The 25,560-nt window shown below is 41.4% G+C and carries 24 protein-coding genes; 12 read left to right on the forward strand and 12 right to left on the reverse strand.

Features of this window, described 5'->3' with window-relative positions; all coding sequences use genetic code 11:
• Positions 1 to 33 precede the first annotated feature (33 nt).
• The 3 genes from AK825_RS06440 to AK825_RS06450 all read left to right on the forward strand — a co-directional run bounded on the left by AK825_RS06440 (position 34) and on the right by AK825_RS06450 (position 3,669).
• A complete protein-coding gene (locus tag AK825_RS06440) occupies positions 34 to 834 on the forward strand; it encodes a HesA/MoeB/ThiF family protein (RefSeq protein WP_068035563.1) in 801 nt (266 codons plus the stop codon).
• Positions 835 to 925: 91 nt separating this feature from the next.
• The gene (locus tag AK825_RS06445) at positions 926 to 2,278 is read left to right on the forward strand and encodes an AarF/ABC1/UbiB kinase family protein (protein ID WP_068035565.1); all 1,353 of its coding nucleotides are present in this window, start codon (positions 926 to 928) and stop codon (positions 2,276 to 2,278) included.
• 110 nt (positions 2,279 to 2,388) lie between these two features.
• Positions 2,389 to 3,669, forward strand: coding sequence for a YbfB/YjiJ family MFS transporter (locus AK825_RS06450; protein WP_068035567.1), 1,281 nt, complete (start codon positions 2,389 to 2,391; stop codon positions 3,667 to 3,669).
• Positions 3,670 to 3,679: 10 nt separating this feature from the next.
• Here the strand turns inward: AK825_RS06450 and AK825_RS06455 are convergent, their stop codons facing one another.
• A complete protein-coding gene (locus AK825_RS06455) occupies positions 3,680 to 4,168 on the reverse strand; it encodes an Lrp/AsnC family transcriptional regulator (RefSeq protein ID WP_068035569.1) in 489 nt (162 codons plus the stop codon).
• A gap of 204 nt (positions 4,169 to 4,372) precedes the next feature.
• Here AK825_RS06455 and leuA point away from each other — a divergent pair, with 204 nt between their 5' ends.
• Both leuA and AK825_RS06465 read left to right on the forward strand, forming a co-directional pair.
• On the forward strand, positions 4,373 to 6,157 hold the full coding sequence (gene leuA, locus AK825_RS06460; protein WP_068035571.1) for a 2-isopropylmalate synthase: 1,785 nt from the start codon (positions 4,373 to 4,375) through the stop codon (positions 6,155 to 6,157).
• Between the two features lie 281 nt (positions 6,158 to 6,438).
• Positions 6,439 to 7,059: a hypothetical protein gene (locus tag AK825_RS06465; protein ID WP_068035573.1), complete on the forward strand. Its 621-nt coding sequence runs from the start codon at positions 6,439 to 6,441 to the stop codon at positions 7,057 to 7,059.
• Between the two features lie 117 nt (positions 7,060 to 7,176).
• On the opposite strand, the gene accC is transcribed toward AK825_RS06465, so the two are convergent.
• The 5 genes from accC to AK825_RS06490 all read right to left on the reverse strand — a co-directional run bounded on the left by accC (position 7,177) and on the right by AK825_RS06490 (position 12,916).
• Entirely contained in the window at positions 7,177 to 8,538 is a 1,362-nt protein-coding gene (gene accC / locus AK825_RS06470; RefSeq protein WP_068035575.1) for an acetyl-CoA carboxylase biotin carboxylase subunit, read from the reverse strand.
• Positions 8,539 to 8,649: 111 nt separating this feature from the next.
• Positions 8,650 to 9,078, reverse strand: a complete 429-nt coding sequence (gene accB / locus AK825_RS06475) for an acetyl-CoA carboxylase biotin carboxyl carrier protein (RefSeq protein ID WP_068035577.1) — start codon at positions 9,076 to 9,078, stop codon at positions 8,650 to 8,652.
• 434 nt (positions 9,079 to 9,512) lie between these two features.
• Positions 9,513 to 10,880: an MATE family efflux transporter gene (locus tag AK825_RS06480; RefSeq protein ID WP_068035579.1), complete on the reverse strand. Its 1,368-nt coding sequence runs from the start codon at positions 10,878 to 10,880 to the stop codon at positions 9,513 to 9,515.
• Between the two features lie 324 nt (positions 10,881 to 11,204).
• On the reverse strand, positions 11,205 to 12,233 hold the full coding sequence (locus tag AK825_RS06485) for a hypothetical protein (RefSeq protein WP_068035581.1): 1,029 nt from the start codon (positions 12,231 to 12,233) through the stop codon (positions 11,205 to 11,207).
• A gap of 188 nt (positions 12,234 to 12,421) precedes the next feature.
• Positions 12,422 to 12,916: an EVE domain-containing protein gene (locus tag AK825_RS06490; RefSeq protein WP_068035583.1), complete on the reverse strand. Its 495-nt coding sequence runs from the start codon at positions 12,914 to 12,916 to the stop codon at positions 12,422 to 12,424.
• Positions 12,917 to 13,225: 309 nt separating this feature from the next.
• Between AK825_RS06490 and hemW the strand changes: the two genes are divergently transcribed.
• A complete protein-coding gene (gene hemW / locus AK825_RS06495) occupies positions 13,226 to 14,497 on the forward strand; it encodes a radical SAM family heme chaperone HemW (RefSeq protein WP_068035585.1) in 1,272 nt (423 codons plus the stop codon).
• A 128-nt stretch (positions 14,498 to 14,625) separates the two neighbouring features.
• Here hemW and AK825_RS06500 read toward each other — a convergent pair whose 3' ends face one another.
• Positions 14,626 to 14,766: an entericidin A/B family lipoprotein gene (locus tag AK825_RS06500; protein ID WP_068035587.1), complete on the reverse strand. Its 141-nt coding sequence runs from the start codon at positions 14,764 to 14,766 to the stop codon at positions 14,626 to 14,628.
• Between the two features lie 374 nt (positions 14,767 to 15,140).
• Between AK825_RS06500 and AK825_RS06505 the strand changes: the two genes are divergently transcribed.
• A complete protein-coding gene (locus AK825_RS06505) occupies positions 15,141 to 15,704 on the forward strand; it encodes a tRNA (cytidine(34)-2'-O)-methyltransferase (protein WP_068035589.1) in 564 nt (187 codons plus the stop codon).
• Between the two features lie 21 nt (positions 15,705 to 15,725).
• Here AK825_RS06505 and AK825_RS06510 read toward each other — a convergent pair whose 3' ends face one another.
• From AK825_RS06510 to tusD, 4 genes are read right to left on the reverse strand one after another with little or no spacing between them, the layout of a single operon-like run.
• Positions 15,726 to 16,064, reverse strand: a complete 339-nt coding sequence (locus AK825_RS06510; protein WP_068035591.1) for a TusE/DsrC/DsvC family sulfur relay protein — start codon at positions 16,062 to 16,064, stop codon at positions 15,726 to 15,728.
• A complete protein-coding gene (locus AK825_RS06515; protein WP_068035593.1) occupies positions 16,061 to 16,396 on the reverse strand; it encodes a hypothetical protein in 336 nt (111 codons plus the stop codon). Before AK825_RS06515 ends, AK825_RS06510 begins: the two co-directional genes overlap by 4 nt.
• Before the next feature lie 54 nt (positions 16,397 to 16,450).
• Positions 16,451 to 16,774: a hypothetical protein gene (locus AK825_RS06520; protein WP_068035595.1), complete on the reverse strand. Its 324-nt coding sequence runs from the start codon at positions 16,772 to 16,774 to the stop codon at positions 16,451 to 16,453.
• A 47-nt stretch (positions 16,775 to 16,821) separates the two neighbouring features.
• A complete protein-coding gene (tusD, locus tag AK825_RS06525) occupies positions 16,822 to 17,289 on the reverse strand; it encodes a sulfurtransferase complex subunit TusD (protein WP_346243087.1) in 468 nt (155 codons plus the stop codon).
• A 356-nt stretch (positions 17,290 to 17,645) separates the two neighbouring features.
• On the opposite strand from tusD, the gene glnE reads away from it, so the two are divergent.
• The 5 genes from glnE to AK825_RS06550 all read left to right on the forward strand — a co-directional run bounded on the left by glnE (position 17,646) and on the right by AK825_RS06550 (position 24,727).
• The gene (glnE, locus tag AK825_RS06530; RefSeq protein WP_068035599.1) at positions 17,646 to 20,513 is read left to right on the forward strand and encodes a bifunctional [glutamate--ammonia ligase]-adenylyl-L-tyrosine phosphorylase/[glutamate--ammonia-ligase] adenylyltransferase; all 2,868 of its coding nucleotides are present in this window, start codon (positions 17,646 to 17,648) and stop codon (positions 20,511 to 20,513) included.
• Positions 20,514 to 20,706: 193 nt separating this feature from the next.
• Positions 20,707 to 21,636, forward strand: coding sequence for a branched-chain amino acid transaminase (locus AK825_RS06535; protein WP_068035601.1), 930 nt, complete (start codon positions 20,707 to 20,709; stop codon positions 21,634 to 21,636).
• A gap of 112 nt (positions 21,637 to 21,748) precedes the next feature.
• Positions 21,749 to 22,585, forward strand: a complete 837-nt coding sequence (locus AK825_RS06540) for a glycosyl transferase (protein ID WP_068035603.1) — start codon at positions 21,749 to 21,751, stop codon at positions 22,583 to 22,585.
• Between the two features lie 107 nt (positions 22,586 to 22,692).
• On the forward strand, positions 22,693 to 23,559 hold the full coding sequence (locus tag AK825_RS06545; protein WP_068035606.1) for a glycosyltransferase: 867 nt from the start codon (positions 22,693 to 22,695) through the stop codon (positions 23,557 to 23,559).
• A gap of 67 nt (positions 23,560 to 23,626) precedes the next feature.
• The gene (locus tag AK825_RS06550) at positions 23,627 to 24,727 is read left to right on the forward strand and encodes a glycosyltransferase (protein ID WP_068035607.1); all 1,101 of its coding nucleotides are present in this window, start codon (positions 23,627 to 23,629) and stop codon (positions 24,725 to 24,727) included.
• On the opposite strand, the gene AK825_RS06555 is transcribed toward AK825_RS06550, so the two are convergent.
• Positions 24,724 to 25,491, reverse strand: a complete 768-nt coding sequence (locus tag AK825_RS06555) for a hypothetical protein (protein ID WP_068035609.1) — start codon at positions 25,489 to 25,491, stop codon at positions 24,724 to 24,726. The genes AK825_RS06550 and AK825_RS06555 overlap by 4 nt on opposite strands.
• Between the last annotated feature and the right edge of the window lie 69 nt (positions 25,492 to 25,560).

A 25,560-nucleotide genomic window follows, 5' to 3' on the forward strand; every position in this document is an offset into this window, starting at 1 on the left:
GCAGTAATCTAAGTAATAATTTTGGTGATAAATATGACTTATTCAGCAGAGACAGTTGCGCTATCAGATGATGAGTTGATGCGTTATGCGCGGCAGGTATTGCTCGAGGGCTGGGATATCGATGCGCAGCTACGTTTAAAAGTATCGCGAGTGGTCATGATAGGCGCAGGCGGCTTAGGTTGTCCGGCTTCTGAGACCTTAGTACGTGCAGGACTTGGGCAAATTCATCTGATTGATGATGATGAGATTGAGGCAAGCAATTTACAGCGGCAAACGCTATTCTTACCTGAAGATATCGGTAAGCCCAAGGCGTTGACCGCTGCCGAGATGTTAGAGAGGATTAATCCTTTAATAACTGCTCGTGGTACGGTTGCACGGCTGAGTGAAGACAATGCTTATGATTTGCTTGATATGGCGACAGGTAAGCCTGATCTTTTATTAGATTGTACCGATAACTTTGCGACGCGTGACATCATTAATCGCATTAGTGTGCGCTACCAGATCCCTTTATTATCTGCCTCAGCGATAGCCATGCAGGGACAATTAGCGTTGTATGAGCCGCATCTTAATACAGGCTGCTATCATTGCGTGTTTGGCTCAGTAGCAGTTGATGCAGAGGCTGATGAACGTACCTGTGCCAATTCAGGGGTGCTCGCCAGCACGACAGCCATCATGGGTAATTTGCAGGCCAATGCTGCGTTGCAGTATTTGGGATTAACCAAAAATCCACTGACAAACAAACTGCTAATATGGGATGGTAGCCAGATGCAGCAACGGTTGATGGGCTACCGACAAGATGTTCATTGTCCGGTTTGTGCCAATTTTTCCCAATGATTTTTAAGCAGACCATTAGCAAGCGTTCAACTCGTTCATATTTTACTTTACTTATTCTTATCCCTTCTTTTTATTACCATAGTTGTTTCTTATGAAAATTCATCGCCCTCATTTACTAAAGCATTCGTTCAATGTGGTTAACCGTATGCGTCAGACGGTCAGTGTCGCTGGCTTATCTGCGCTAAGAGTCGCAAAAGGCGAGAAGCCTGATGCAAGATTATTAAAGGATACCTTTGAGCAGCTTGGTACTACTTATATTAAAATCGGCCAGTTTATAGCCAGTACGCCATCTTTATTCCCGCGTGAATATGTAGAAGCGTTTCAAGATTGTTTGGATCAAACGACCCCATTATCCTACGCTTACATCAAGCAGGTATTGACGGCTGAGCTGGCAGTCGATGGGCAAACGCTGTCTGATAAGTTTGCATTTATTGACGAAAAACCATTAGCATCAGCCTCCATCGCCCAAGTGCATGCCGCGCGTTTGCATAATGGTGATGAAGTGGTATTAAAGGTGCAAAAGCCTGAAGTCGAAACCATCATGCAAACCGATTTGGGAGTGTTGCATGGGGTCACCAAACTGATTGAGCTGCTAATGCCTTCAATGAGGTTTGCTAGTATCGCACCGATTATCGATGAGATTCGTTTGCGCATGCTTGCTGAGACCGACTTTATTGCTGAAGCCCAAAACATTCGTGATTTTCAGCAGTTTTTGGCTGTATCAGGGAATACCAAGGTGGTTGCGCCGCAAGTCTATGATGAGCTGACTACTAAGCGCGTGCTGACTATGAGTCGGTTACATGGCGTCTCCATGATTGATGAGACGGCAATGCGCCAGTATTGTGATGACCCAGCCCAAGTGATGGCAGATACGTTGAATACGTGGTTTGCAAGCCTTATGTTCTGCAATAGTTTCCACGCTGACCTGCATGCAGGCAACTTAATGCTCTTAACCGATGGCCGAATTGGCTTTTTGGATTTCGGTATTGTGGGCAAACTAAAGGCCGAAAGTTGGCGTGCCTGTATGGGCATGATGCAGGCCTTGCAAGATAATAACTATCAAGCAATGGCACAGCATATGATCGATATGGAGATGACCCGTGGTCGTAGTAATGTCGATGAGCTTGATTTAGCAAATGATTTACAACGCATGATGAAAACCATCATGGCAGAAGATATTACGTTTACAAGCGGTGTGCCTTTTAACAGTAAAGAGCAGGCTGATGAGCTGAATCAAATGATGCTTGAAATCGTTGAAGTGGGTAAACGTCATGGTATTCATTTCCCACGTGATTTCGCTTTACTGACCAAGCAGCTGTTATATTTTGATCGGTTTATGCGTACTTTAGCCCCTGATATGGATATGTTTAGCGACCAACGGGTACAGATATTAGGGCAGACCGATACAGAGCAACCTTCAACGCCCGCACTTAACGTTTCGTAGTTTTTAAGTAGCTTTTATTCGGTTTTTATAGTGTATTTCCGATTTTAAGTATTATCTGTAGATTTTTAACACAAAGGATTGTGTGCCTATTACCACAAATTGGCTCTGTCATGATGACTGCTCTCAAAAGCCGCATTCTTCCTATTATTACCAATGAAATTACCATCGCTTGGACAGGTCTTTATTGTCTAGCGGTGGTGATGGGTTATGGGCGCTTTTTATTTACGGCTACCTTGCCTGATATCATGATTCAGTTGTCGTTATCGACGGCCATTGCTGGATGGCTAGCCTCAGTTAATTATATTGGCTACTTTATCGGTGCGCTTATTGCCATGTTTGTTCCGCAGCGTCTCACGTGGCAAATGCTAATACTATGGACGATTGTTAGTGTGTTCACGACTATGCTGCTCGTCGTGCCGGAGATGTCATTAAACCTATGGTATGTTATTCGTTTGCTAGCAGGTATCGCGAGTGGAGTGGCGATGATTTTAAGCTCATCGTTGGTGATTCAAAGCTTTAGCAATGAGCGCCGCTCTGTGCTTTCGGCACTGCATTATGCAGGGATAGGAGTGGGTATTAGCCTTTCAGCCGTATTGACATGGTGGTTATTAATACTCGGCTATCATTTCGGTATTATCTGGCTGGTAGCAGGCGTGAGTAGCTTGCCACTGCTCTGGCTACTCTATGGCATACGACCAATAAATGCAGATACAAATACAACTGTATCTGGCGAGACACGGCTGGCAAACTCATCGTCCAATGCTGCGCACCGATCCATACGCCAAACCTATATTAATTTTAAACGTTCATTATACGAAGCAGTCACCGGACATACCAAAGCAATTATGCTGTTGTCAGCAAGCTATGTGCTGGCAGGTTTTGGTTATATTACATCAGCGACCTTTTTGCCAGTAATGGCAGCACAGCGGCTTACGACCCAAAGTTATGCTGGGCTGCTTATTTGGTTGCTAGTTGGTATTTTTGCGATGCTGTCCAATCCTCTGTGGGGCGCGCTTGCTAAACGTATTGGTGAGACCAAAACCTTGATGGGTTTAACCTTATTACAAGCATTTGGGATGCTTTTACCTTTATGGTCCAAGGGTGCATTTGGCTTATACGCGAATGCGGTAATTTTAGGATCAACCTTTGTTGGTATGGTTTCAATGACCTTGAATATTATCAAAAATATCAATCCAGCCTACTCTAATTTGCTGATAGGATTAGCAACTTTGGCCTATGCGCTAGGTCAGTTTATTGGACCATTAGTGACGGTCGCATTAGCGGGGCAGGATAATAATTTTAATGCTGGCCTATTGGTCGCTGCTATCGGGCTATTGGTTGGACTTTTTCTAATAATTCTATTTAGTCGGCAGCGTAATAGTTATTATTAAAAGTAGTTTTTTAGACAATGCTGCGGCTAAAAACTTCTCGTAACTCAAAGCTCGTATGTACTTGTGCAACGCCTTCAATACGATTTAGACGATGTAATAAAAACTCTTCATAGTGTGCCATATCACGTACTCGTACTTTAATTAAGTAGTCTTCAGAACGGCCTGTAACGATGCTGCAACTGATAACCTCATCGAAGCTTTGCACCTTTTTTTCAAACTGCTCAAAACGCTCAGCTGTGTGGCGATCCATACTAATAGCGATAAATATAGCGAGCGGATAGCCAAGCTTTTCTGCGTCTGTCTGAGTATGATAACCAGTGATAATGCCTGCGTCTTCTAGACGTTTGATACGGCGTGCGCAGGGAGTAGCTGATAGGTTAACGTTTTCAGCCAGCTCAGTAATGCTCATCCGTGCGTCAGTCTGTAATAGACGTAAAAGACGCTTGTCAATATCGTCAATAGTATGTGTAATTTGATGGGCAAAGCGGCTATCAGTCATCGTTTTTACCTAGCATTAGTGGTTTGCACTGATTATATCTATAAAATTAGCGATAATCACTAATTATGATTATAAAATTGTTTAATAAAGCTGCTTTTCACTTCAAAATCTTTGCTATTATAATGACATAACTATTATCTCTTATGATAACGCCATTTAGTTAGATATATATCTAGCTCATCATATCGTCTAAAAGGATTGATTATGTCTGACCAAGCCACCCGCAATGCGACCACACGTACTGCAAAGATTACGCCCAAAAACGCTGCTTTCGATTTCCGTAAATATCGTCCATTTGCGTTTGCACCTTCATTGTCAGATCGAACATGGCCAAGTAAAACTATTGAAACATCGCCAATATGGGCGAGTGTTGATCTACGTGATGGCAATCAAGCTCTGATTGATCCGATGACTATTGAACAAAAAATGCGCTTTTTCAAAACCTTAGTTGAGGTGGGTTTTAAAGAGATTGAGATTGGTTTCCCATCAGCCGCTCAGGTTGAATTTGATTTTGCTCGTAAACTTATTGAAGAAAACCATGTACCTGAAGATGTGACGTTGCAGGTATTGGTACAAGCGCGTGAGCATTTGATTGCACGTACCTTTGAATCATTAAAAGGCGCGAAGCGAGCCATTGTCCATGTCTATAACTCAACTTGCCGCATACAGCGTGAAAAGGTCTATGGTAAAGATAAGTCTGAGATTAAAGAAATTGCGATTACTGGTGCCAAGCTATTACAGCAGTATGCGGCAAAATATCCAGAGACAGAATGGGTATTCCAGTATTCACCTGAAAGCTTTAGCCAAACTGAAACTGAATATGCGGTAGAAGTCTGTGATGCTGTGTGTGAAGTTTGGCAGCCACAACAAGGTCAAGAGGTTATTCTTAACTTACCAGCGACCGTTGAAGCTTCTATGCCTAATGTCTTTGCGGATCAAGTTGAATACTTCTGTCGTAATCTTGCGCAGCGTGAGCATGTCATTATTAGTCTACACACTCACAATGACCGAGGCTGTGCGGTTGCTGCTGCGGAGCTTGGTGTACTTGCTGGTGCAGATCGTATCGAAGGCACCTTGCTTGGTAACGGTGAGCGTACTGGTAACATGGATATCATGGTCATGGCGATGAACTTATTCAGCCAAGGTATCGATCCTGATCTTGATTTTAGTAATATGAGTGAGATTGTGCAGGTGGTTAGCGAGTGTAATAATTTACCGCTACATCCACGTCATCCGTATGTGGGTGAGCTAGTATTTACCGCCTTTAGTGGCTCGCATCAAGACGCCATCAAGAAGTCTCTCGATTATAATGAGAAGCATCAAGATCAAACTGATAATGTATGGGATGTCGCTTATCTACCCATTGATCCTGCACATATTGGTCGTAGCTACCAAGATGTAGTACGTATCAATAGTCAGTCTGGTAAAGGCGGCGTCGCTTATATCTTGCAACGCAACTATGGATTTAACTTGCCGCGCTGGATGCAAATTGACTTTAGCGGTGTGGTACAAAAGCAAGCTGAAGCTGCTGCCCGTGAATTACAGAACGATGAAATCTTACAGACCTTTGAAGATACATATTTGCAGCAAGGCAACTTTGAGTTACTAGACTATAGTGTCAATAATAAGGGCGGTGAAGTTTACTTTAATGGTCAAGTACAGATGAATAGCGATACTATTACGATTGATGGAACAGGTAATGGTCCATTGTCATCGTTCATTGACGGACTTGCGCAGCACACTGGTAAATCAATACACGTTATCAATTACGCTGAGCATGCTATCAATCCGCAGCATAATAGTGGTAATGGTATCGATGATGACAATAACAGCGATAACAAAACCAATGCTAATGCGGCAGCTTATATTCAGCTTAATGTTGACGGAGCAGTTTACTCTGGTATCGGCACTTGTAGCAGCACGGTATCGGCGATGTTAAAAGGCGCACTATCTGCATTTGCTCAAGCGCCAAGCATGACGGCAGCTTAAGTTTAAATAGTTAGACTTGAATTAAAGTACCGCCATATCTTTTAAAGGGACATGGCGGTATTTTTTACGGTTAATAAATATTAACTATGAACATCAACTATAAATAACAACTGTGTTTTTTGTTACTTTTTCAATATATAGATATATTAATGTAAACGTCATTGGATGACTTATTGGTTGTACATCCGACTACCTATAGCATAATGTTACTTGTGTGTTTGGTATCTAGGACTTACACTAATGTATGTACATAACTCATTATTATAAGTATAAGGTTAATTATGGAACCTATTTCGTTTGCTTCATTTACGTTAGCAGCTGTTTTAGCCTCACTACCTTCGAATAGCGAGCCTATTAGTCAGTCGGTAATTACAACGCATATTAGTCCTGCCATCGCTGGTCAATGGGAGATAGATTTAGATAGTGATGTTACCATGACCAAAGAAGCTGCAGCGAAGCAAATAGCGTCGGGTAATATTCAAAATATAGAAAGTAACGAGCCTGAGGTATCGGCTGGGGCAGTAGATGGTGTTTTGGGTCAAAGTGAACGCCGTGTCTTTAAGGTCGCACCCAATACAGCGACCAGCACTAATGTAAAAACAAAAAAATCTACTCAGTGCCGAGAGTTGTATAACTTTGGCTCAGACAATGAGATGTGGGCTGTGAGTGGTAAAGAATGGACTTACGGTCGCTATTTGGTGACGCATCGTGAAGAAGGTTTACCTATTATTGCTATCAAAACTGTCTATGATAATAATGAAGTAGATTGCTCAGGTAATAAAATTGATCAGACTGACGAGGCACTAATTGCTTACTTGAACCATGATGGTAATCAAATGCAGTGGTGTGCTGATCCTGATGGTAAGGAATGCTTTATGAATTTCCATAGAGTACTGCCCTAAATAGTTTGTTTTATATTTAAAACCCTCTAATAATTTATTTATAACGCATAAAAAACCCGCTTTCTTATCAGAAAGCGGGTTTTTTATGTTTGCCACAATACCGATAAAAAGTTTTGGCTATTTCGCTGTTTTAGTTTTTTGCGATTTGAGCAGCTCTTCTTCAAGGTAATGTATATTTTGAGCCTCATTGACAAAATCTTCATCAGCTAAGATTACATCACGATGCATGGGGATATTGGTCTTAATCCCTTCAATGACAAGCTCATCAAGCGCATGCAACGTCTTTGCAATCGCTTGTTGACGCGTTTGTCCATGACAAATAAGCTTACCAATCAGTGAGTCATAATAGCTAGGAATGTCATATCCAGGGTATAGATGGGAGTCAAAGCGAACACCAGCCCCACTAGGAGTATATAGCTGAGTGACCTTACCCGGTGATGGCATAAAAGTTACTGGGTCTTCAGCATTAATACGACACTCTATCGCATGACCTTGGACTTCAATTTCGCTTTGACGATACGATAAACCGTACCCTGCTGCAATTTTGAGCTGCTCAACGACCACATCAATACCAGTAATCATCTCGGTGATAGTATGCTCAACTTGCACCCGTGTATTCATCTCGATAAAGAAGAATTCGTTGTTTTCGAATAAGAACTCAAAGGTTCCAGCGCCACGATAATTAACCAGTTTACAAGCTTTGACACAAGCTTGTAAAATAGGTTCGCGCACATCATCAGGGATATCAGGAGCAGGAGCTTCTTCTAATACCTTTTGATGACGACGTTGTAGTGAGCAATCACGATCATACAGATGAATAGCATTACCATTACCATCGCCAAGTACTTGAATTTCAACGTGACGTGGGTTTTGTAGGTAGCGTTCCATATAGACTGTATCATCACCAAACCAAAGCTCAGCTTCTTGTCTCGCTGCTTGTACCTGACCGATAAGGTCATCGAAACGCTCAACGACACGCATACCACGACCGCCACCACCGGAAGCCGCTTTAACTATTAGCGGAAAGCCAATATTACGTGCTTGCTCTTCAGCATTGTGCATCGTAACGGCGCCAACTGAACCGGGTACAGTCGGTACGCCTGCTTTTTTCATCGCATTGATAGCAGAAACCTTATTGCCCATCAGACGAATATGATCTGCAGTAGGACCTACGAAGGTTAAGCCAGCTTCTTCAATACGTTCAGCAAATTCAGCATTTTCAGCCAAAAAACCATAACCAGGATGAATGGCGTCAGCACCAGAGATTTCAGCAGCCGTCAAAATAGTATTGATATTTAAGTAGCTTTCGCTAGCATTTGGTTTGCCAATACAGATGGCTTCATCAACGAAGCGTAGATGCATGAGGTTTTCATCAGCGGTGGAGTAGACACCGACAGTCTCGATACCAAGTGCTTTACACGCACGTACGATACGTAGAGCAATCTCACCTCGGTTGGCGATGAGCAGTTTTTTTATCATAGGGTCATCCTTGTCAAAGCGGCGTTGATCAATTCAATCGTTATGGATTATTCATATAGTATGAATATTAACGAGATATTGAGCGTAACAAAGTAAGGTATAGCAGTACAATTAGGCTTTATAGCGTATAACTGGCTGGCCAAACTGTACAACCTCAGAGTTGTCCACTAAGATTTCATCGATGACACCACTTTGAGTGGCCTCAAGCGGATTCATAATCTTCATCGCTTCGATAATACCAAGCGTATCGCCAGCCTGTACTTTTTGGCCAACTTTGGCAAACGGTGGATCGTTAGGGCTAGGAGCAGAATAGAATACTCCAACCATTGGTGAAGTCTCAACGCTACCGGCTTTGACAGCTGCTTTGGCTTCAGTAGCGATAGGTGCTGCACCAACAGTAGGCGCTGCCATCATCGTTGGGGCTGGCGCATCGTAGTGACGGGTTAAACTGATATGCTCATCGTCTGAACTAACTTCTAGATTGACTAGTTCGTTTTCTTCCATGAGGGCGATTAGCGTGCGTATTTTTTCGATATCCATAATTTTAATGATGCCTTTTTCTAAAATTGAAGAAAGAAATAGTGTAACAAAATATTGTGTAATTGATTGCTAATGATACCTATATTCGGCGCAATGAGCAATCAATGTACAGTTGTTAACTGGAATTTTTACATATTTTTGACTTTAAGGCGAGTATTAGTAACATGCGTCTTATTTTTATCGAGCTTTTTTTGACAACATTGAGCTTCTCTTAACAGTCTTTTGATTACTGTTTACGTACTAGATATAGCGTTAAAAGGAAGATCCATTTTATAAAAGGTACGTTGTTCATCATAATCGATGTCGCTAATGAGCGCTAGCATTGGTTACTAGAAGCTACGATAGAAAATTATGCTAGAAAGCTGAAAACCACTCTTAATGTTATCTTAAAAAGCAGTCATTAGCTTGTTATCAAAATAAACAAAACGAATTGTTTAAGCCCACATTGCCGTTAAGCGTTTTTGTTGGTAGCGTAAGCGCAGGGTGAGTAGAATGGAAGATAGGAATAAACCAGTAATCAATGCCATCCAAAACCCTTGTGCACCAACATCTGTAAAACGCACTAGGTAAACCCCCAGTGGCAAAGCGACTACCCAATAGCAGAAAAGCGTTACCCACATCGGTATCGTTGTATCTTGCATTCCGCGTAATATACCGGCTACGTTGACCTGCCAGCCGTCAAACAGCTGATAAGCCAGCGCAAAAATTAACAGGTGCATGGCTTGTGCGCGCAGCTCAAGATTGTCCGTAAACGCTGCAGCCAGTTGTGGTCTGAACAACCATATCCCAAGCATGCAGACAAGAGCAATGAGCACTGTCCAGATAAGTCCCGTTGCTTGTACGTGGCGTAAAGCCAGCAAATTCTTTTCGCCAAAGCGATTAGAGACCATAATAGTCAATGCCATTGCAACCGATATAGGAATCATGAATAGCTGCGAGGTCACCGATAAAGCGACTTGATGTGACGCTGTGGCTAATTCACCTAATGGGCTGATAACCAATGCGCCTAAGCTAAATAAGCTGGCCTCAAAGAAGATGGAGAGACCAATTGGAATACCAAGCTTAAGTAGCTTAGTTATTTGCTCACGATTGGGAGCCGTAAAGCTATAGAAGAAACGCGTGCTAGCAAATTGCTGACGTTTAGAAAAGGTAGTATAAGCGCCTAAAAGCAATACGTTAATCCATAATACTAATGCCGTTGCAACCCCGCAACCGGCACCGCCCATCTCTGGCATACCAAATAGCCCGTGGATAAAAATATAGTTGAGCGGAATATCTGCTAATAGCCCGATGATACTAATAACTGTGACTGGTTCAGGTCGACCGAGCGCCTCGCAGTAACTACGCAACACAGCATAAATGGCAAGGGCAGGGAAGCCAAAAGAAACGCCATGCAGATATTGAGTGGCTATCGGTTGGATATTTTCGGGGACGCCCATTATACTTAGGACATTTGGCATCAAATTGACGATAATAAAACCGCAAAGACCGATAACACTAGCCGTCCATATCGACTGTTGAGTGATATGTGGGACTTGGCTGTGTTTGTTTTGCCCTATCGCTTCCCCAATTAGAGGAGTGGTGGCGATTAAAATACCTGTTGCCAATAAGAACAGCGGTAGCCAAATACCAGCGCCAACAGCGACAGCAGCCAAATCGAGCGCTGAGACGCGTCCCGCCATAATGGAGTCAACGACACCCAGTGCGGCTTGGCAAAATTGGGTAATCAAAATCGGTAGCGCCAGAACGCCTAAACGTAAGCTGTAGCTTTTAAAATCTATAAAGGATAATGGCAAAACCATAGTTAGCAACTTTTCATTATTCACGTTGGTTATTGTTAATATTCAAGTACTGCGATCAGTAAATCGTTAGCGAGGCAGTAACATAGGAATCGTGTCGATGATAATACTCCGATAAATAATATGAGCAAGTCTATATAAGCAGAGTATGAAAGAAATGCAGATGCTAAAACAAAAATAACCCGTCAATCTACGAGATGCATTGACAGGTCAAAAGTAGATAGGATAATAAAGAGCTAGGGTATGATATCAACGCTTAAGAAGCGTCTGACATTTTTTAGAATAATTATAAATTTAACACTATGTTTATACTTCTAAAACCAAGGTCTATAACGATTCAGGTAAATCTTGCACCACTGCTTGATAACCAATCAGTTTATTATTCGCGTCAAATGCTTGCACGACAATAGCGTAATTAGTCGAAATATTTGGAATCACAGGCGTAAACAGGGTTTCGTTGTTGGTTAAGACAACATTCTGTACGTAACCGTTAGCACCAGACTCTGCTTTATTGACATTGATTTGACTGACCAATACCTGTTTGGTATTACTTGGATTCTGCCAAGTAACGATTTTTTGGCTACCATTACCAGTGATGTCGAGCATCATAGTACCCAGCTTATAATCAAGCGCATAGGTGGTAAAGTTAGAACGATCACTGAGGGTATAAGTCACTTTACAGTTATCTTCAGCAGCTGAGAGGGTAGTGCCACCTAGACTATCTTGATACTCAAAGCTACCGCGCCATGGTTTACCTGTTTGCTTATCTTCAAAACTACCTGCAAATGTAGTCATTAAGTTTGGCGTTTCAAGATTTAAATCATTGATATATTTTATATCTAAAAATTCTGCTGTATCGAGGCTACCAGTTACCTTACCTGTAATATAATTATCTACTTTAAAACCAGTATTAACATCGAGTGTGCGGTTTTGTTGGCAAATCTGCTGTTGATAACTAATGCGCCCATCAACACTGCCCGCGCCGTCGTTACTAATATCGAAATATATCGCCCCGATATCAATATCGCTATTATCACCATCATTGAGCTCGACGAAGTGACCGACATAGAGACCGCCACGACCACCCTCTGGTGTTAATTTATCTAAGAAATTATCCAATGATTCCTCTGGTAAAAATACAGACTCCAGAATCTTAGCCATACTTTTTTCATCATCAGTCAGCTTGTCTTCGACTTCTTTGACTTTATCTTCCACACGATCGTATTCGTTTTTAACTTGGTCTTCGATACGGTCGTACTCTTCTTTGACTTTATCACCATCGCTGCCACAGGCGCTTAGCGTAAGCCCCAATATACTGACAGTTAATACAGATAGTACGAGTTTGGGTGCGCTCATAAATGAGTCCTAGAATGTGAAAATAGTTTAGACAAAAGAACTAAGGCGTAAATCTAGGGCGTAAATATAGCAAACTTTGATAAGATAGTGATAGAAAAACCTTAAAGTGGTTTTATCTCATATAACTACGTAAAAAACTTATTTGTTTTTTATATATGCAAATTATATATTGTCGATACAAGCGTTCATTACTCGCACTCATTACTATCTGGCACTAGCTCCAGTATCTCCGCCATATCTATAATAGCCTGCCAGTGTTTGGGCTCAAGCGGTATAACTGTCAATTGCTCGCAGCCCTTTCTAAGTAGTAATGAATCCTCAAGTGTAGGGATAAATTTCAGTTCAGATAGTGGTAAGGTTTCTTTAAAAGCTTGTTCAAAAGTCACATCGACCATATACCAGCGTGGTTCTTCTTCGGTTGCGATGGGGTCGTAATGCCGGTGTTCAGGATGAAACTGGGTAGGATCAGGGTAACCAGCTTGGCTTACAGTCATGATGCCAGCGACGCCAGATGGTTTTGCGCTTGAATGATAAAAAAACACTTTATCACCTACCTTCATATCGTCACGCATAAAGTTACGAGCGCGGTAGTTACGTACGCCGTCCCAACATTCTGTGCCCAAACGTTGTAGGTCTTCAATTCCAAAAAAGCTTGGATTAGACTTCATTAGCCAATATGCCATATCGTGTATCCTAATATTTGTCATGTGATATTAAAGCTGTTACGTAGGTTGTTATAAGAATGTTTGTACGATTTTCTATAACCTGCGCCTTATAAGTAAAGTTTATATATTTTGCCTGTCAGATGGCATTGTTGATAGTAACGTTTGTTGATACAAGCGTTTATGAATAGTTATAGTTAGTTCAATATAAAAAAGACACGTTAATAGACTAAATTAGTAAAGACAGTGCTTTTCTTTCATGTACGTAGCCGTTATCCTAGCCGTATTTTTTGCGGTTTGCCGCCGCTTTTTATTGAATAAGTTTACGTTATGTCCATATCTGAGTTTGATAATATTACAACGCCATCTAATGCTACGAGTACTTCTTGTATAGAAGCAATAGTCATACCGTTGGCGCTATACATTCATATTCCTTGGTGTGTGAAAAAATGCCCTTATTGTGATTTTAACTCGCACGAGTTGGGCGCTGATGTACAGTTATCAATGTATGATGAGTACGTAGATACGCTCTTGCTAGATGCGCAGATGCAGCAGCCTCTAACTCAAGGACGCCAGATTAGCTCAATATTTATTGGTGGTGGTACACCGTCATTATTGCCGATTGTACAGTATCAACGTTTATTTGCCGGTTTAAGAGCCTGCTTTGAATTTGCGGATGATATTGAAGTTACCATGGAGGCGAATCCTGGAACTTTGGAACATGCGCCATTCGCTGAGTATCTAAAAGTAGGTATTAATCGCTTATCTATTGGGGTACAGAGCTTCGCTGCTGATAAGTTGCAAACACTTGGACGTATTCACGATCCTAAGCAGGCAACAGCAGCTATTCATGCTGCGCGCGCTGCTGGTTTTGAGCGGGTAAATGTAGACCTAATGCATGGTTTGCCGCAGCAGTCACTCAGCGAGGCATTATATGATATCCAAACAGCGCACGATGCTGGCGCAACGCACATCTCTTGGTATCAGCTGACAATTGAGCCAAATACCGTATTCTATCGCAGTCAGCCTATCTTACCTGATGAAGATAGCTTGGCTGATATTGAGGATGCAGGGCAGGCGCTGCTACAGCGTCTGGGTTATGATAACTATGAAGTATCAGCATGGGCAGGTGAGTCAGATAAGCCATGTCGACATAATGTCAATTACTGGCAGTTTGGCGATTATTTAGCAATTGGTGCTGGCGCGCACGGTAAAATAACCATAAATGATGGTTCGTTAGATAACAGTGTGTCAGGTTTATCAAAAGATAATGAGACGCTCTTAGAAGCAGGTATTTACCGTTTTAGCAAATCACGCTCTCCGAAAGACTATATGACTTATCAAGATATCCCAAAAATGGTCAATTGGCTGCCAATTGCTGATGATGAGTTGGTCAGTGAGTTTATGCTTAATGCGCTACGTTTATACGATGGAGTGACATGGTCGCTATTTGAATCGAGAACAGGACTGAGCTATGAGAGCATAGCGCTGCAAGTGAATAAGCTAGTCGAGCAAGGCTTATTAATGAATAATACTGAGCTGTTACAACCAACTTTATTAGGTCGTCGCTATTTAAATCAGATATTGCACGCATTTTTATAAGGCTTACATGCTTAACATTTTATATATGTGCTTATAGTGACAGTGATTCATCAATTACTGTTATTAAGAATCAAAAAAAGGCTTACCAAATGGCAAGCCCTTCAAACATTTAATCTAAAATGTGAAACTTAGATTTTGTTTTGAACTTCTTGAGCACTACCACTAACAGCGTTACCAGCACTTGATACGTCTTGGCCTAGACCTTTGAAAGTGTTGCAACCAGTTAATACAAACATAGCGGTCAATGATGCGATAATTACTTTTTTCATAATAATGTCCTCAAAGTGAATAGATTCATACGATGGAAGTAGTAACACTAAGCATTTTGGCTAAGTATTACTAACTAGATACAGGATAAAACTGCAAAATCATGATATCAGCCAAACATTGATATAAATGCTGTTCTGATGTCATCAAACTGTCTTGATATCCATTGCAGCCATGATAATCAAAGTTAAAATCTGTGCACAGTATCAAAATGTAATTATTGACAATAAACTGTAACTTTTAATTACGAAAGGTAGCAATCTATTTTACCTATCTGTTATTTGATAAGAGCTAATGAAACATAATTTAAGCGGGTAATAGCCTGTAGATGTCGTGAATAAAATCAATCTTCTCTAACCCTATTTATGGAAAATCTATGACCATTCATATTGTGCTAGTAGCGCCCAAAATGCCTAGCAATACTGGCAATATTATTCGTTTATGTGCCAATAGTGGCGCACAGCTGCATTTAGTGCAGCCATTGGGCTTTGAGCTGGATGATAAAAAGTTGCGACGTGCTGGATTGGATTATCATGAATACGCACACCTGCAAGTACACGCTGATTGGTCGGCAGCGAAGCAGGCGTTACTTGAGTCAGGTTGTCAAGCAATCACAGCGTTGACGACTAAACTTAGTAAACCATTTTATGATTATAATTTCATGGCGCAAACAAATACTAATACCGACAATACACCAGCGGTAGCGCCTAGCGTAGCACTGGTTTTTGGTTCTGAAACTGCAGGTCTAGCGGATGATATACGTGAAGATATTGGTGTTGATAACTGGTTAAGATTGCCGATGTTGCCCGACTCCCGCAGTCTTAACTTGTCTAATAGTGTGGCAATATGCCTCTATGAGGTATGGCGGCAGCAAGGCTTTAATGGCGATGAAGGTCGCAGTATTGGCTATGAGACCCTCACTGTCTATGATCCAAAATAGTACTTTATAAAGAAGTGGTTTTTATAAACAGTTAGGCGGCTTTGGTAGGCCAGCCAAGCGATTGACATGACGGGCGACTAAACCAGTATGAAATAATTGCTGCAGTTTTTGGTTGCTGATATCGTGATCAGGCAAAGTCTTCTGCAACCATTTAATTAATGGACGGGTAGCTGGCGAGTGATTGAACTTAGCAAAAAAAGCACGTACTTGTTGTAGGATGGCTAGGTGCTCGTCGTTTAGCCTTACATCTAATGTATCTGCCAATTGTTGAGCGATATCAGGTGTCCAAATACTATGGTCACAAAGATGGCCGTCTTGATCTAGAGCGATGTTAGATATAGTAATATTAGATACAGTCATAAGGCGATTGTCACTACTTTATCAAACTGTGGGTCTTGGGTCATGGTTACCCAATCATCATCAGTTAAAACACCAGTTAGCTTGGCGTTTAAGTTTAGCTTGGCAGTCGTGTTGTTACTAAGCTGTGCGACATCATCAGCTAGAGCATAAATGCCAGCGATACCTTCTATATCACTATCACTATCACTTAAATAGGCATGAAGCCATTCAATAAAAGCGACAGTCGCGCCTAACAAGATAATGCTGTCACCAGCGCGCCATGTTAGTGCCATTTCTTCTGTGCTGCGCCTGAGTCTATCCATTGTGCTGTGTAATTGGTATAAAGTTGCCATATTAATTTTCCGAATGATTGCAGATAGCAAGTTAGTATCTAGAGAGAGATATCGTTAAAAAGCTAGGATCTGCTCAAAATCTTGTGAGTTAACGACTTCTGGTATTAGCGTAAGCTGCGAGGCCAAGTCACTTGGTGCCATTCCTGTAAGCCAACCGCTAAATACATCCTCAGGTAGCCAAGCTGGTGGCATGTCATATAGTTCAAGAGATTGAATCATACCGTGCAAACGAGACTTCGGCTGCATTAATAATCCAAAGACAGGGGCGTCTAAATAAAGCTGTACCTCATGACCGAAAGTTGCAAGCGTCAAGGCGAGGGCACAGCCTTCATAACTTGCCATCTCCGTTGCAGTGCGCAGCTGAATGAGTAATTTCATAGGTTACTTCTCATTATTCATGATTAATATTCGTGCTCAATTGGCACTTAAAACTGTATTAGACGGCAGTTGCCTTGCATCATCATCGCAAGCTCGCTAAGTCCAACTAAATGAAAGCCATCGGCGATATTTTCACCATTCAGCTGATGGCGTGCGCTGTTATCGTTATCACTAATACCGCGACTAAGCGCGGTGCTGACGCATACAGGTAGCGAGAGCTGGTATTGCTTAGCAAGCGCTTGCCATTCTTGAGTTAAGTCGATCTGGTCGGCTGACTGCCAGCGTAAACGATTGGCCATATGCGCCGCGTCAGCATAAAAAAAGACATTTAACGACTGCGTATCGTTTTCAACGACTTCCTGCTCATTATTCTTATCAGCAGGTTGTATTTGTTGCAGCTTTACTTGTTCTAAAAGGGCACGGGCATAACGCAGCGCCAACTGAGCAAGCGGCTGGCTCGGATCAGTAGTAAGTAGGAGTAGCGGGGTAGGTTTGTTAATTGTAGGCATGGTCATATACGTAGTATCGCCAGTTATCGGTTATTATTAATATTGAAAGAAAGATGGTTGAATATAAATAACGAGATTTTATCTCTATTCAGCTTTGCATTTATGTTGATTATCATGCATTTTAGTTGTCTATCTAGTATTCTTCAACATCTTACTATCAAAAGAGTTGTCCCTAGTTTAAGTTTTAAGTATTCATGCTACCATAAAGTTGACCCAGTCAAATGCTGTATGTATTTTAATAAGCAAACTTATAAAAATACAACGACTTATCTAGTGTGACCATCTCGTAAGAAAAAACTATGAACAATCATGCTTGGTTCAGGTAGTCTTATAGTCCTATGCTGTACGGAGCTCTTATCATTATGTCACCAGCTATGCCATCTAATAAATCTAATAACCAAGGTTATCAGCCCACACCCGAACAGATACAAGTCTTAAGCACTGCAAGTGCTTTTGCCTATCAGATTTGGGAAAGTCGAACGATCTCTTGCCAGACGTTTTTGCGCAGTTATTCACTTAATCAAACGTTGACGCGTCAGCAGATAGATGACCTTATTCAGGATTATACTTTAGATGATAACTATCAGCTTGGTGATGAAACAACAGTGATGAGAGGTCTGCGCAATCTGCGAAATCTATTAATGATGCGCTGGATTTGGCAAGATGCATTGGGAATGATTGAGCTTGAGCAGTTGACTGATGAGCTTTCTGAGCTTGCTGACGGCTGTATTTTATTTGCCAAGGATTATACTTATCAGCATCTAGTCGCCCAATATGGTCAACCGACTTTTATTGATGCAAAAGGTGTAAAGCACATGGACGATATGGCAATTATGGCCATGGGTAAGCTTGGTGCGCATGAGCTGAATTTATCGAGCGATATTGATTTAATATTCGTCCATCAAGCACGTGGCGAGACTGATGGAGATAAGGCACAGGGCACGCGAAGTATTGATAATAAGCGCTTTATGACCCGTCTTGGTCAAGGCATTATTAAGCTCTTGGATAATTGTACGGCAGATGGTTTTGTGTTCCGAGTAGATATGCGTTTGCGTCCATGGGGTGATGGTAGTGATTTGGCTATTCATCTGTCAGCATTACAAAAGTATTTCGCCAATCATGGTCGGGCATGGGAACGTTTTGCTTGGCTAAAAGCACGCGTAGTTGGTCAGATTACGCCACCGTTTTATGACGAGCTACAATCGCTCATCAAGCCATTCGTTTTTCGGTATTACGTTGATTATAGTGCCTTTTCAGCGCTGCGTGAGATGAAGTCGCTCATTCAAAACCAAGTCGCACAGCGAGAAGACTTAGATAATATTAAGCTTGGTGCCGGTGGTATTCGTGATATCGAGTTTATTGTACAAGCCTTTCAGCTTATTTATGGCGGTCGTCATCCACAACTGCAGGTTAAGTCCTGCCTGCAAGCAATGGAGGCACTATGTGAGCTTGAATATCTTGAGCCTCCTACCTATGAGCAGCTACAGGCGGCTTATCGGTTTTTACGTCGACTTGAGCATGGCATCCAAGCGATTAATGATCAGCAGACCCAGCGCCTGCCACATGATCTACAGTGGCAGCACAATTTGGCCATTACTTTAGGCTTTGAGAATTGGGAAGCATTATTAACAACGCTTAATCATCATCGAGACAATGTAAACGTACCATTTGAACGTATGGTAACTGAACGACAAGTACCAGCTCAAGAAGATAACGAGCTTGAGCCTGTTAATCTTGATGAACAAATTGCAAAGCTTGACACGGTATTGACAGAACAGAACCGCGCAAAACTAGAAACTTTCTGGCAATCGAAAATGGTAGCCAACCTAAGCGATGAAGCTAGAACGCGTCTAGATGATGCTTATCCAGTAATCATTCATGCTTTGCTTGCGCATCAAGAACAACAGCAGTTGGCCAATAGCGCACTACCGCGCCTGATCGCTTTGCTTGAGGCAATTTGTCGGCGCTCAATCTATCTAGTAATGATTGCAGAAAACCCTAATGCCACGGTTGAGTTGATTCCGATGTTGTCTGCCAGCCCTTGGATTGCCAATGAGCTGGCACGTTATCCTGTGTTACTTGATACCTTTTTACAGCAGCGCTATCGTCATCTGCCGGACAAGCTAGAGCTACACGACATCTTGCGTCAGCGTCTTTTGCGAGTAGAGCCTGATGACGAAGAAGAGTTGCTTAGTGTGTTGCGTTTGTTTAAAAAGAACCAAGTACTGGCCGTTGCGGCTAGTGACGTCTTGGCTGAACGGCCCATTATGAAAGTATCAGACTCCTTGACCTACATTGCAGCCGTCGTGCTAGAAGCCGCACTTGAACGTGCTTTTGCAGAATTGGTCAAGCGTTATGGTTATCCTATCGCTCAAAACGGTGATCCAGTAACCGAAGCGGATTGTGGTTTTGCTATTATTGGTTATGGTAAGCTTGGTGGCCTTGAGCTGTCTTATTCCTCTGATTTAGATTTGGTGTTTTTACACAAGATAAAAGAGCAGGGAATGACGACTGGTGAAAAGTCAGTAAGCGGGATGAAGTTCGCCGCACGCCTGGCTCAAAAGCTCATGACTTATCTCAATACGCAAACGCGTGATGGACGCGCTTATGAGATTGATATGCGTCTGCGACCATCGGGTAATGCAGGTATGATGGTGGTTTCTTGTCATGCCTTTGAGACTTATCAGCGTGAAAAAGCATGGGCTTGGGAGCATCAAGCATTGGTTCGAGCACGGGCAATATGTGGCGACAAACGTGTAACAGCGCTTTTTTGTGATATTCGCCGTACGATATTATCACTGCCACGTACGCTTGATGAAGTGCGTACAGAAGTAACAAGTATGCGCATCAAGATGCAAAAGCATCTGGGCACTAGCCAGTGGCAGCAACAAGCAGGCAAGTTCCATCTCAAGCAAGACGCTGGTGGCATCATTGATATTGAGTTTTTAGCGCAATTTGCGGTACTCGCGTATTCGCATGAGTATCCAAGCCTGACTAAGTGGAGCGACAACGTGCGTATCTTTGAAGAGGTCGCGCTGCTTGGCATTTGGGAGGAGCAAGTCTGTCAAGATTTGACAGATGCTTATTTGCGTATTCGCGCTGCCACCCATCAGTTAGCATTGGCTGAGCAATCATTGTTGGTGGATGAGTCATTGTGGACAGAGACGCGTGCGTTGGTGCAAGCTCAGTGGCAACATCTTATGGGTGTTCCCCCAAGAGAAGAGAAATAAGTTTTTCTACCAAAAGTGATATAAACAAAAGCCATGCAGTGACAAACCAAAATATTTCATTTGCTTGGCCTGCCGATGATATAATCATTTGCACACTAATACGGACTCAGTGTAAGCATGCAATTTTAATTAAAATACTTACTTAAAACTCAACAAAAAAGTTAGTCGTCAGTACTAACATAAGGATCTTTACATGAATATGGCAACACAGGAAGGCAAGCTTTGGATGAATGGCACAATGGTTGAACAGCCCGATGCCAAAGTTCATGTACTTACCCATAGTTTGCATTATGGTATGGCTGTGTTTGAAGGCGTACGTGCCTACCAGACCGCTAATAAGCGCACGGCGATTTTCCGTTTAAAAGACCATACCGACCGTCTGCTAGGTTCTGCAAAAATCTTCCAAATGGACGTACCTTTTGATGCCGCTACTTTAGAACAAGCGCATAAAGATGTAGTTAAACAAAATAACTTAGCAGAAGCTTATATTCGTCCACTTATTTGGGTTGGCGCAGAAAAGCTAGGTCTATCTTCGCATGGCAACAGTATCAATGCGATGGTTGCTGCTTGGCATTGGGGCGCTTATTTGGGCGACGAAGGTATCCAAAACGGTATCCGTGTCAAGACATCATCGTACACACATCACTTGCCTAATGTCACGATGTGCAAAGCAAAAGCCTCTAGTAACTATCCAGTATCTATTATGGCAAACCAAGAGGTTACTCGTAATGGTTACGACGAAGCTATCTTGATGGATCCGCAAGGCTATGTCTGTCAAGGTGCAGGTGAGAACTTGTTTTTGGTTAAGAATGGTGAGTTACATACTCCAGATCTAGCTGGTGGTGCACTTGACGGTATTACTCGTCGCACTATTATTCAGTTCGCTGCCGACCTAGGTATTAAAGTTACTGAACGTCGTATCACTCGTGATGAGTTTTATTTAGCAGATGAAATCTTTATGACGGGCACAGCTGCTGAAGTAACACCTATCCGTGAATATGATGATCGTACTATTGGTAACGGCGGCCGCGGTGAGATCACCGAAAAGCTACAATCCTTATATTTTGATGTGGTGCATGGTCGTAATGAAAAATATATGGATTGGTTAGACTTTATTGATTAATTATCAATTCATTTAAAGAAACTAAAAAGGCTGAACATAATTGTTCAGTCTTTTTTTTATGCTAATATACTCGTCATATTATTTATTCACAAGATTAAAGCGAGTAGTTTCAATGTCGATAGGTACTAAAACAGTAGATAACAAAAACATTAAGCAAATTATTTGTATTAAGTGGGGCACAAAATATGGTGCTGATTATGCCAATAAGCTATATGGTATGGTGTCACGCAACATTACCCCGCCGTTTCGTTTTGTCTGTTTTACCGATGACACAACAGACGTACGTTCAGAGATTGAGTGTCAAGAACTGCCACCTCTAGATGTTACAATGCCAACTAACACCTTAGGTAAATGGCCAAAGTCACGGCTTTGGGGCGAAAAGTTAGGTGATTTATCGGGTACGGTTTTATTTGTAGATTTGGATGTCATTATAGTAGATAGTCTTGATCCATTCTTTGAGTATGGCGAACCAGATGACGTTATTTTATCTTATAATCCAAGTAACCCTCTGGAGCGTCTAGGACAGACATCATGCTTTAGGTTTCAGGTAGGCTCATTGGTATCGCTACAAGAGAAGTTCAAGGCAGATCCACAAGGAATCGCTGACGAGTATCGTTTTGAACAGCGCTTCGTGACGCGTAATGCACCAGGCGGTGTAGAACTATTTCCAAAGGCATGGGTGGCACACTTTAGACGTAAATGCCGTCAGCCATTTCCGCTTAATTATATTAAGGAGCCAAAGATTCCTAAAGGTGCTCGTATCGTCATCTTCCCAGGTGATTTATATCCTACGCACGCTATTGAAGGTAGATACAATAAAAATGCTGCCAATAATGCTAAAGATCATTTAAAAAGACTCACTGAGCCCAAAAATTTGAAGCGACCATTGCGCCATTTGCGTCATTTCATCTTGCCAGTAGGGTGGATTGAAAAATATTGGAAGGAATAGGCTTAACTCTATATTTGAGTATTATCACATTAGCAGAAGTTAGTATTGATGTTTCCTATCTTCATGAATATGAGGATAAGAGCATTCCCCAGTGAACGGATAGAATTATGAAAACAAATGATACCATCAAAGTCTTTGTTGGCTGTGACCCAAATAACTGTGATTTAGAGCAGATGATGGTTCTAGATTATAGTATTCATAAACATACCAGTGTGCCAGTAGAGATAGTGTGGATGCAGTTATCTCGCGATCCTGATAGCTATTGGTACTCTAATCCTGAGTCTGGTAAGGGATGGGATACCACTAAATGGTCAACTCCTTTCTCTGGTTTTAGATGGGCGATTCCAGAGTATTGCAATTACTCTGGACGTGCGATCTATATGGATGCTGACGTTGTTGTTTTAGATGATTTAGTGAAGCTGTGGCAGCACTCTATCGAAGGAAAGTCCATAGTAGCAGCTAAAACGAATGCTGATATGACTCGGCTATGTACCTGTATATGGGACTGCGAGGCTGCAAAAAACGTTATTTTGCCTATCGAAAAACTTAAAAAAGATCCTAAAAGTCATAAAGAAATGATGGCTTTATTTAAGAAAAATACTCAGTTGATTGAATCTTATCAAAACAGTTATAACTGTATAGATGGTGAAAACCTAGCAATAGAAGAAATCAAAATCTTGCATTACTCAGATATGGGAACGCAATTCAGTCACAAGTATTCGTTACCTAGAGTGAGCGAAGAAGGGAGCGAGCATTGGTTTGACGGTGAAGTAATGCCACATCCAAGACAGGACTTAGTCGACCTTTTTGATGAATATTATAATGAAGCACTTGCTGCTGGATACCATCTAGAGAGCTATAGAGTTGACCCTTTTGGTGATTTTCCAAAAAAATCTCAACAAGGCTATATTGGCAATAAGGTGACTCGTCCAAAGGCTTCTAAATCTCTGTTTTCGAGATTATTCAAGCGTTGATTCATTTAACACAATAATAATATTTCACACATTAAATGAATAGTAATTCATTCATAGGTTATCGTTTATGAAGCAGCATAAAAAAATAGCGTTGCTTGCTATTAATTGTCTACAAGGTGGTGGTGCAGAGCGTGTCGTTCTTACTTTGGGACAAGGTTTTTATGAGTTAGGTTACGAAGTACATATCTTAAGGTTCAAGCCGCGGGTTGAATATGATCTTAATCCAAATCTTATTTATCATGTGCTAAAATTTAAGCCTTATAAGATGATACCAGGAGCACAGCGCCGTGATAAATTTTTTGCTCATGCTTTAGATCGTTATGTTAAAAAAAATATTGGACAGCCTGATATTATTTTGTCGAACCTTGATCGTTCAGACAGCATTTTCAGCTATAGTAATCTGCCGAACATCATCTATGTCATTCATAACACTTTGTCATTATTATATAAGTTTACACAGACGGATGTTGGTCATCAGAGAAAAGAAAACTTTACTAGAATTTACTCTAAAAACCCTTGTGCCTGCGTAAGTAACGGAGTAGAAAAGGATTTTGTAGAAAATTTCGGTCATGTTACCTCAACAACTGCAATACATAATCCTATTGATAGAGATGGTATTCAAAAGTTAGCTAATGCTTTTGTCCCCGAATATCAAAATTATATTATTCATATTGGCAGCTTTAAAGAAGCAAAACGTCATGATGTACTGTTGAGAGCTTACGCAAAGACAAATCAGTCTTTACCGTTGCTTCTCTTAGGCAAAGGTAAACTTAAAAGTAATATAGAGGAATTGGTAGTAGAACTCAATTTAGAAGATAAGGTGGTTTTTTTAGGTTTCCATGAGAACCCTTTTCCTTATATAAAGCATGCGCAATTTAAAGTACTAACTTCTGATTGGGAAGGTTTTGCTTTGGTGATTGCAGAGTCTTTAGTTTTAGGAACACCAGTTATCAGTACTGATTGCCAATCTGGGCCAAGTGAGTTGCTGCCTCAAAAGAACCTAATGCCTATGAGAGATATAGATGCTATCGCGGCCAAATTAAGCTTAGCAATGAAGAATCCAGAGCAATTTCATTCTGAATTTAGTGAAGCGCTGCTTCCTGTCACAATAGCAAAAAAATATATCGAATTTGCATCGAAGTTTGAGAATATAGATGAGAACTCTTAATCTAACCACCATTTGGACCAATCATCTTTATGTAGTTGCCGTAGAGTGGCAAAAGCACTCTGGTTGTTCTGTAGTTTCTCGAATACAGCCAGCAGTATAGCAGTAGCTAATTTATCAAATTTACGGAATTTGTTGTAGCGTTTACGCATATTCCTTAAGCTATCGTCGGTACCAATGCGAAAATACGTAAGACCATCATATAAGGGCAAATCGCCAGCATAAAGTACGTCAGTTTTCTCATCTAACAACGGCATAGGTTCGGCATTAGTGCTTAGTTGTAAAAAGTTTTTGGTCTCATGAACCCTTAAAGTATTCATTAGAGTAATGACATTCATTAGAATAGCAGCTCTAAGAGTATTGTTTGAGTGATCTATAAAAGTATCACAGGCTGAAACAATCCAGCGTAACGAAAGATGCTCCAATAGATAGTCGCTTTCTGCCTCCCAAAGCCTCTCAAATTCAGAAAATGTTTTATCTATTTTGTATTTACGGCGCATCAATATAATAAGTGTATTGTGATAAAAGCAGAGCTCAGACTCCCCTAATGATTGATACTTTAGATTATTTAAGTGGGTTTCTAAGTCTGTACTCTTACGCTCATCTGTTAGTGCCTCAATATGGCACAATGACTCAGTAATTGTTGTCGCTTTCATCTCATCAAATCTTTTGCCATCATAAATTTTAACAATCTTACCCGCATTCAATCTTTTTTCACTTCGAAATGTTAATAGCAGTTTTCTTTGCCAATTTGAAGGTGTGGTCATGTCACTAAAATCCTTTGAACAAGTATGATGCGATTAGAGCTTGAACGTCTGTCAAAAAAAACGATACTG

This window comes from Psychrobacter sp. P11G5, from assembly GCF_001593305.1.
GTDB lineage: Bacteria > Pseudomonadota > Gammaproteobacteria > Pseudomonadales > Moraxellaceae > Psychrobacter.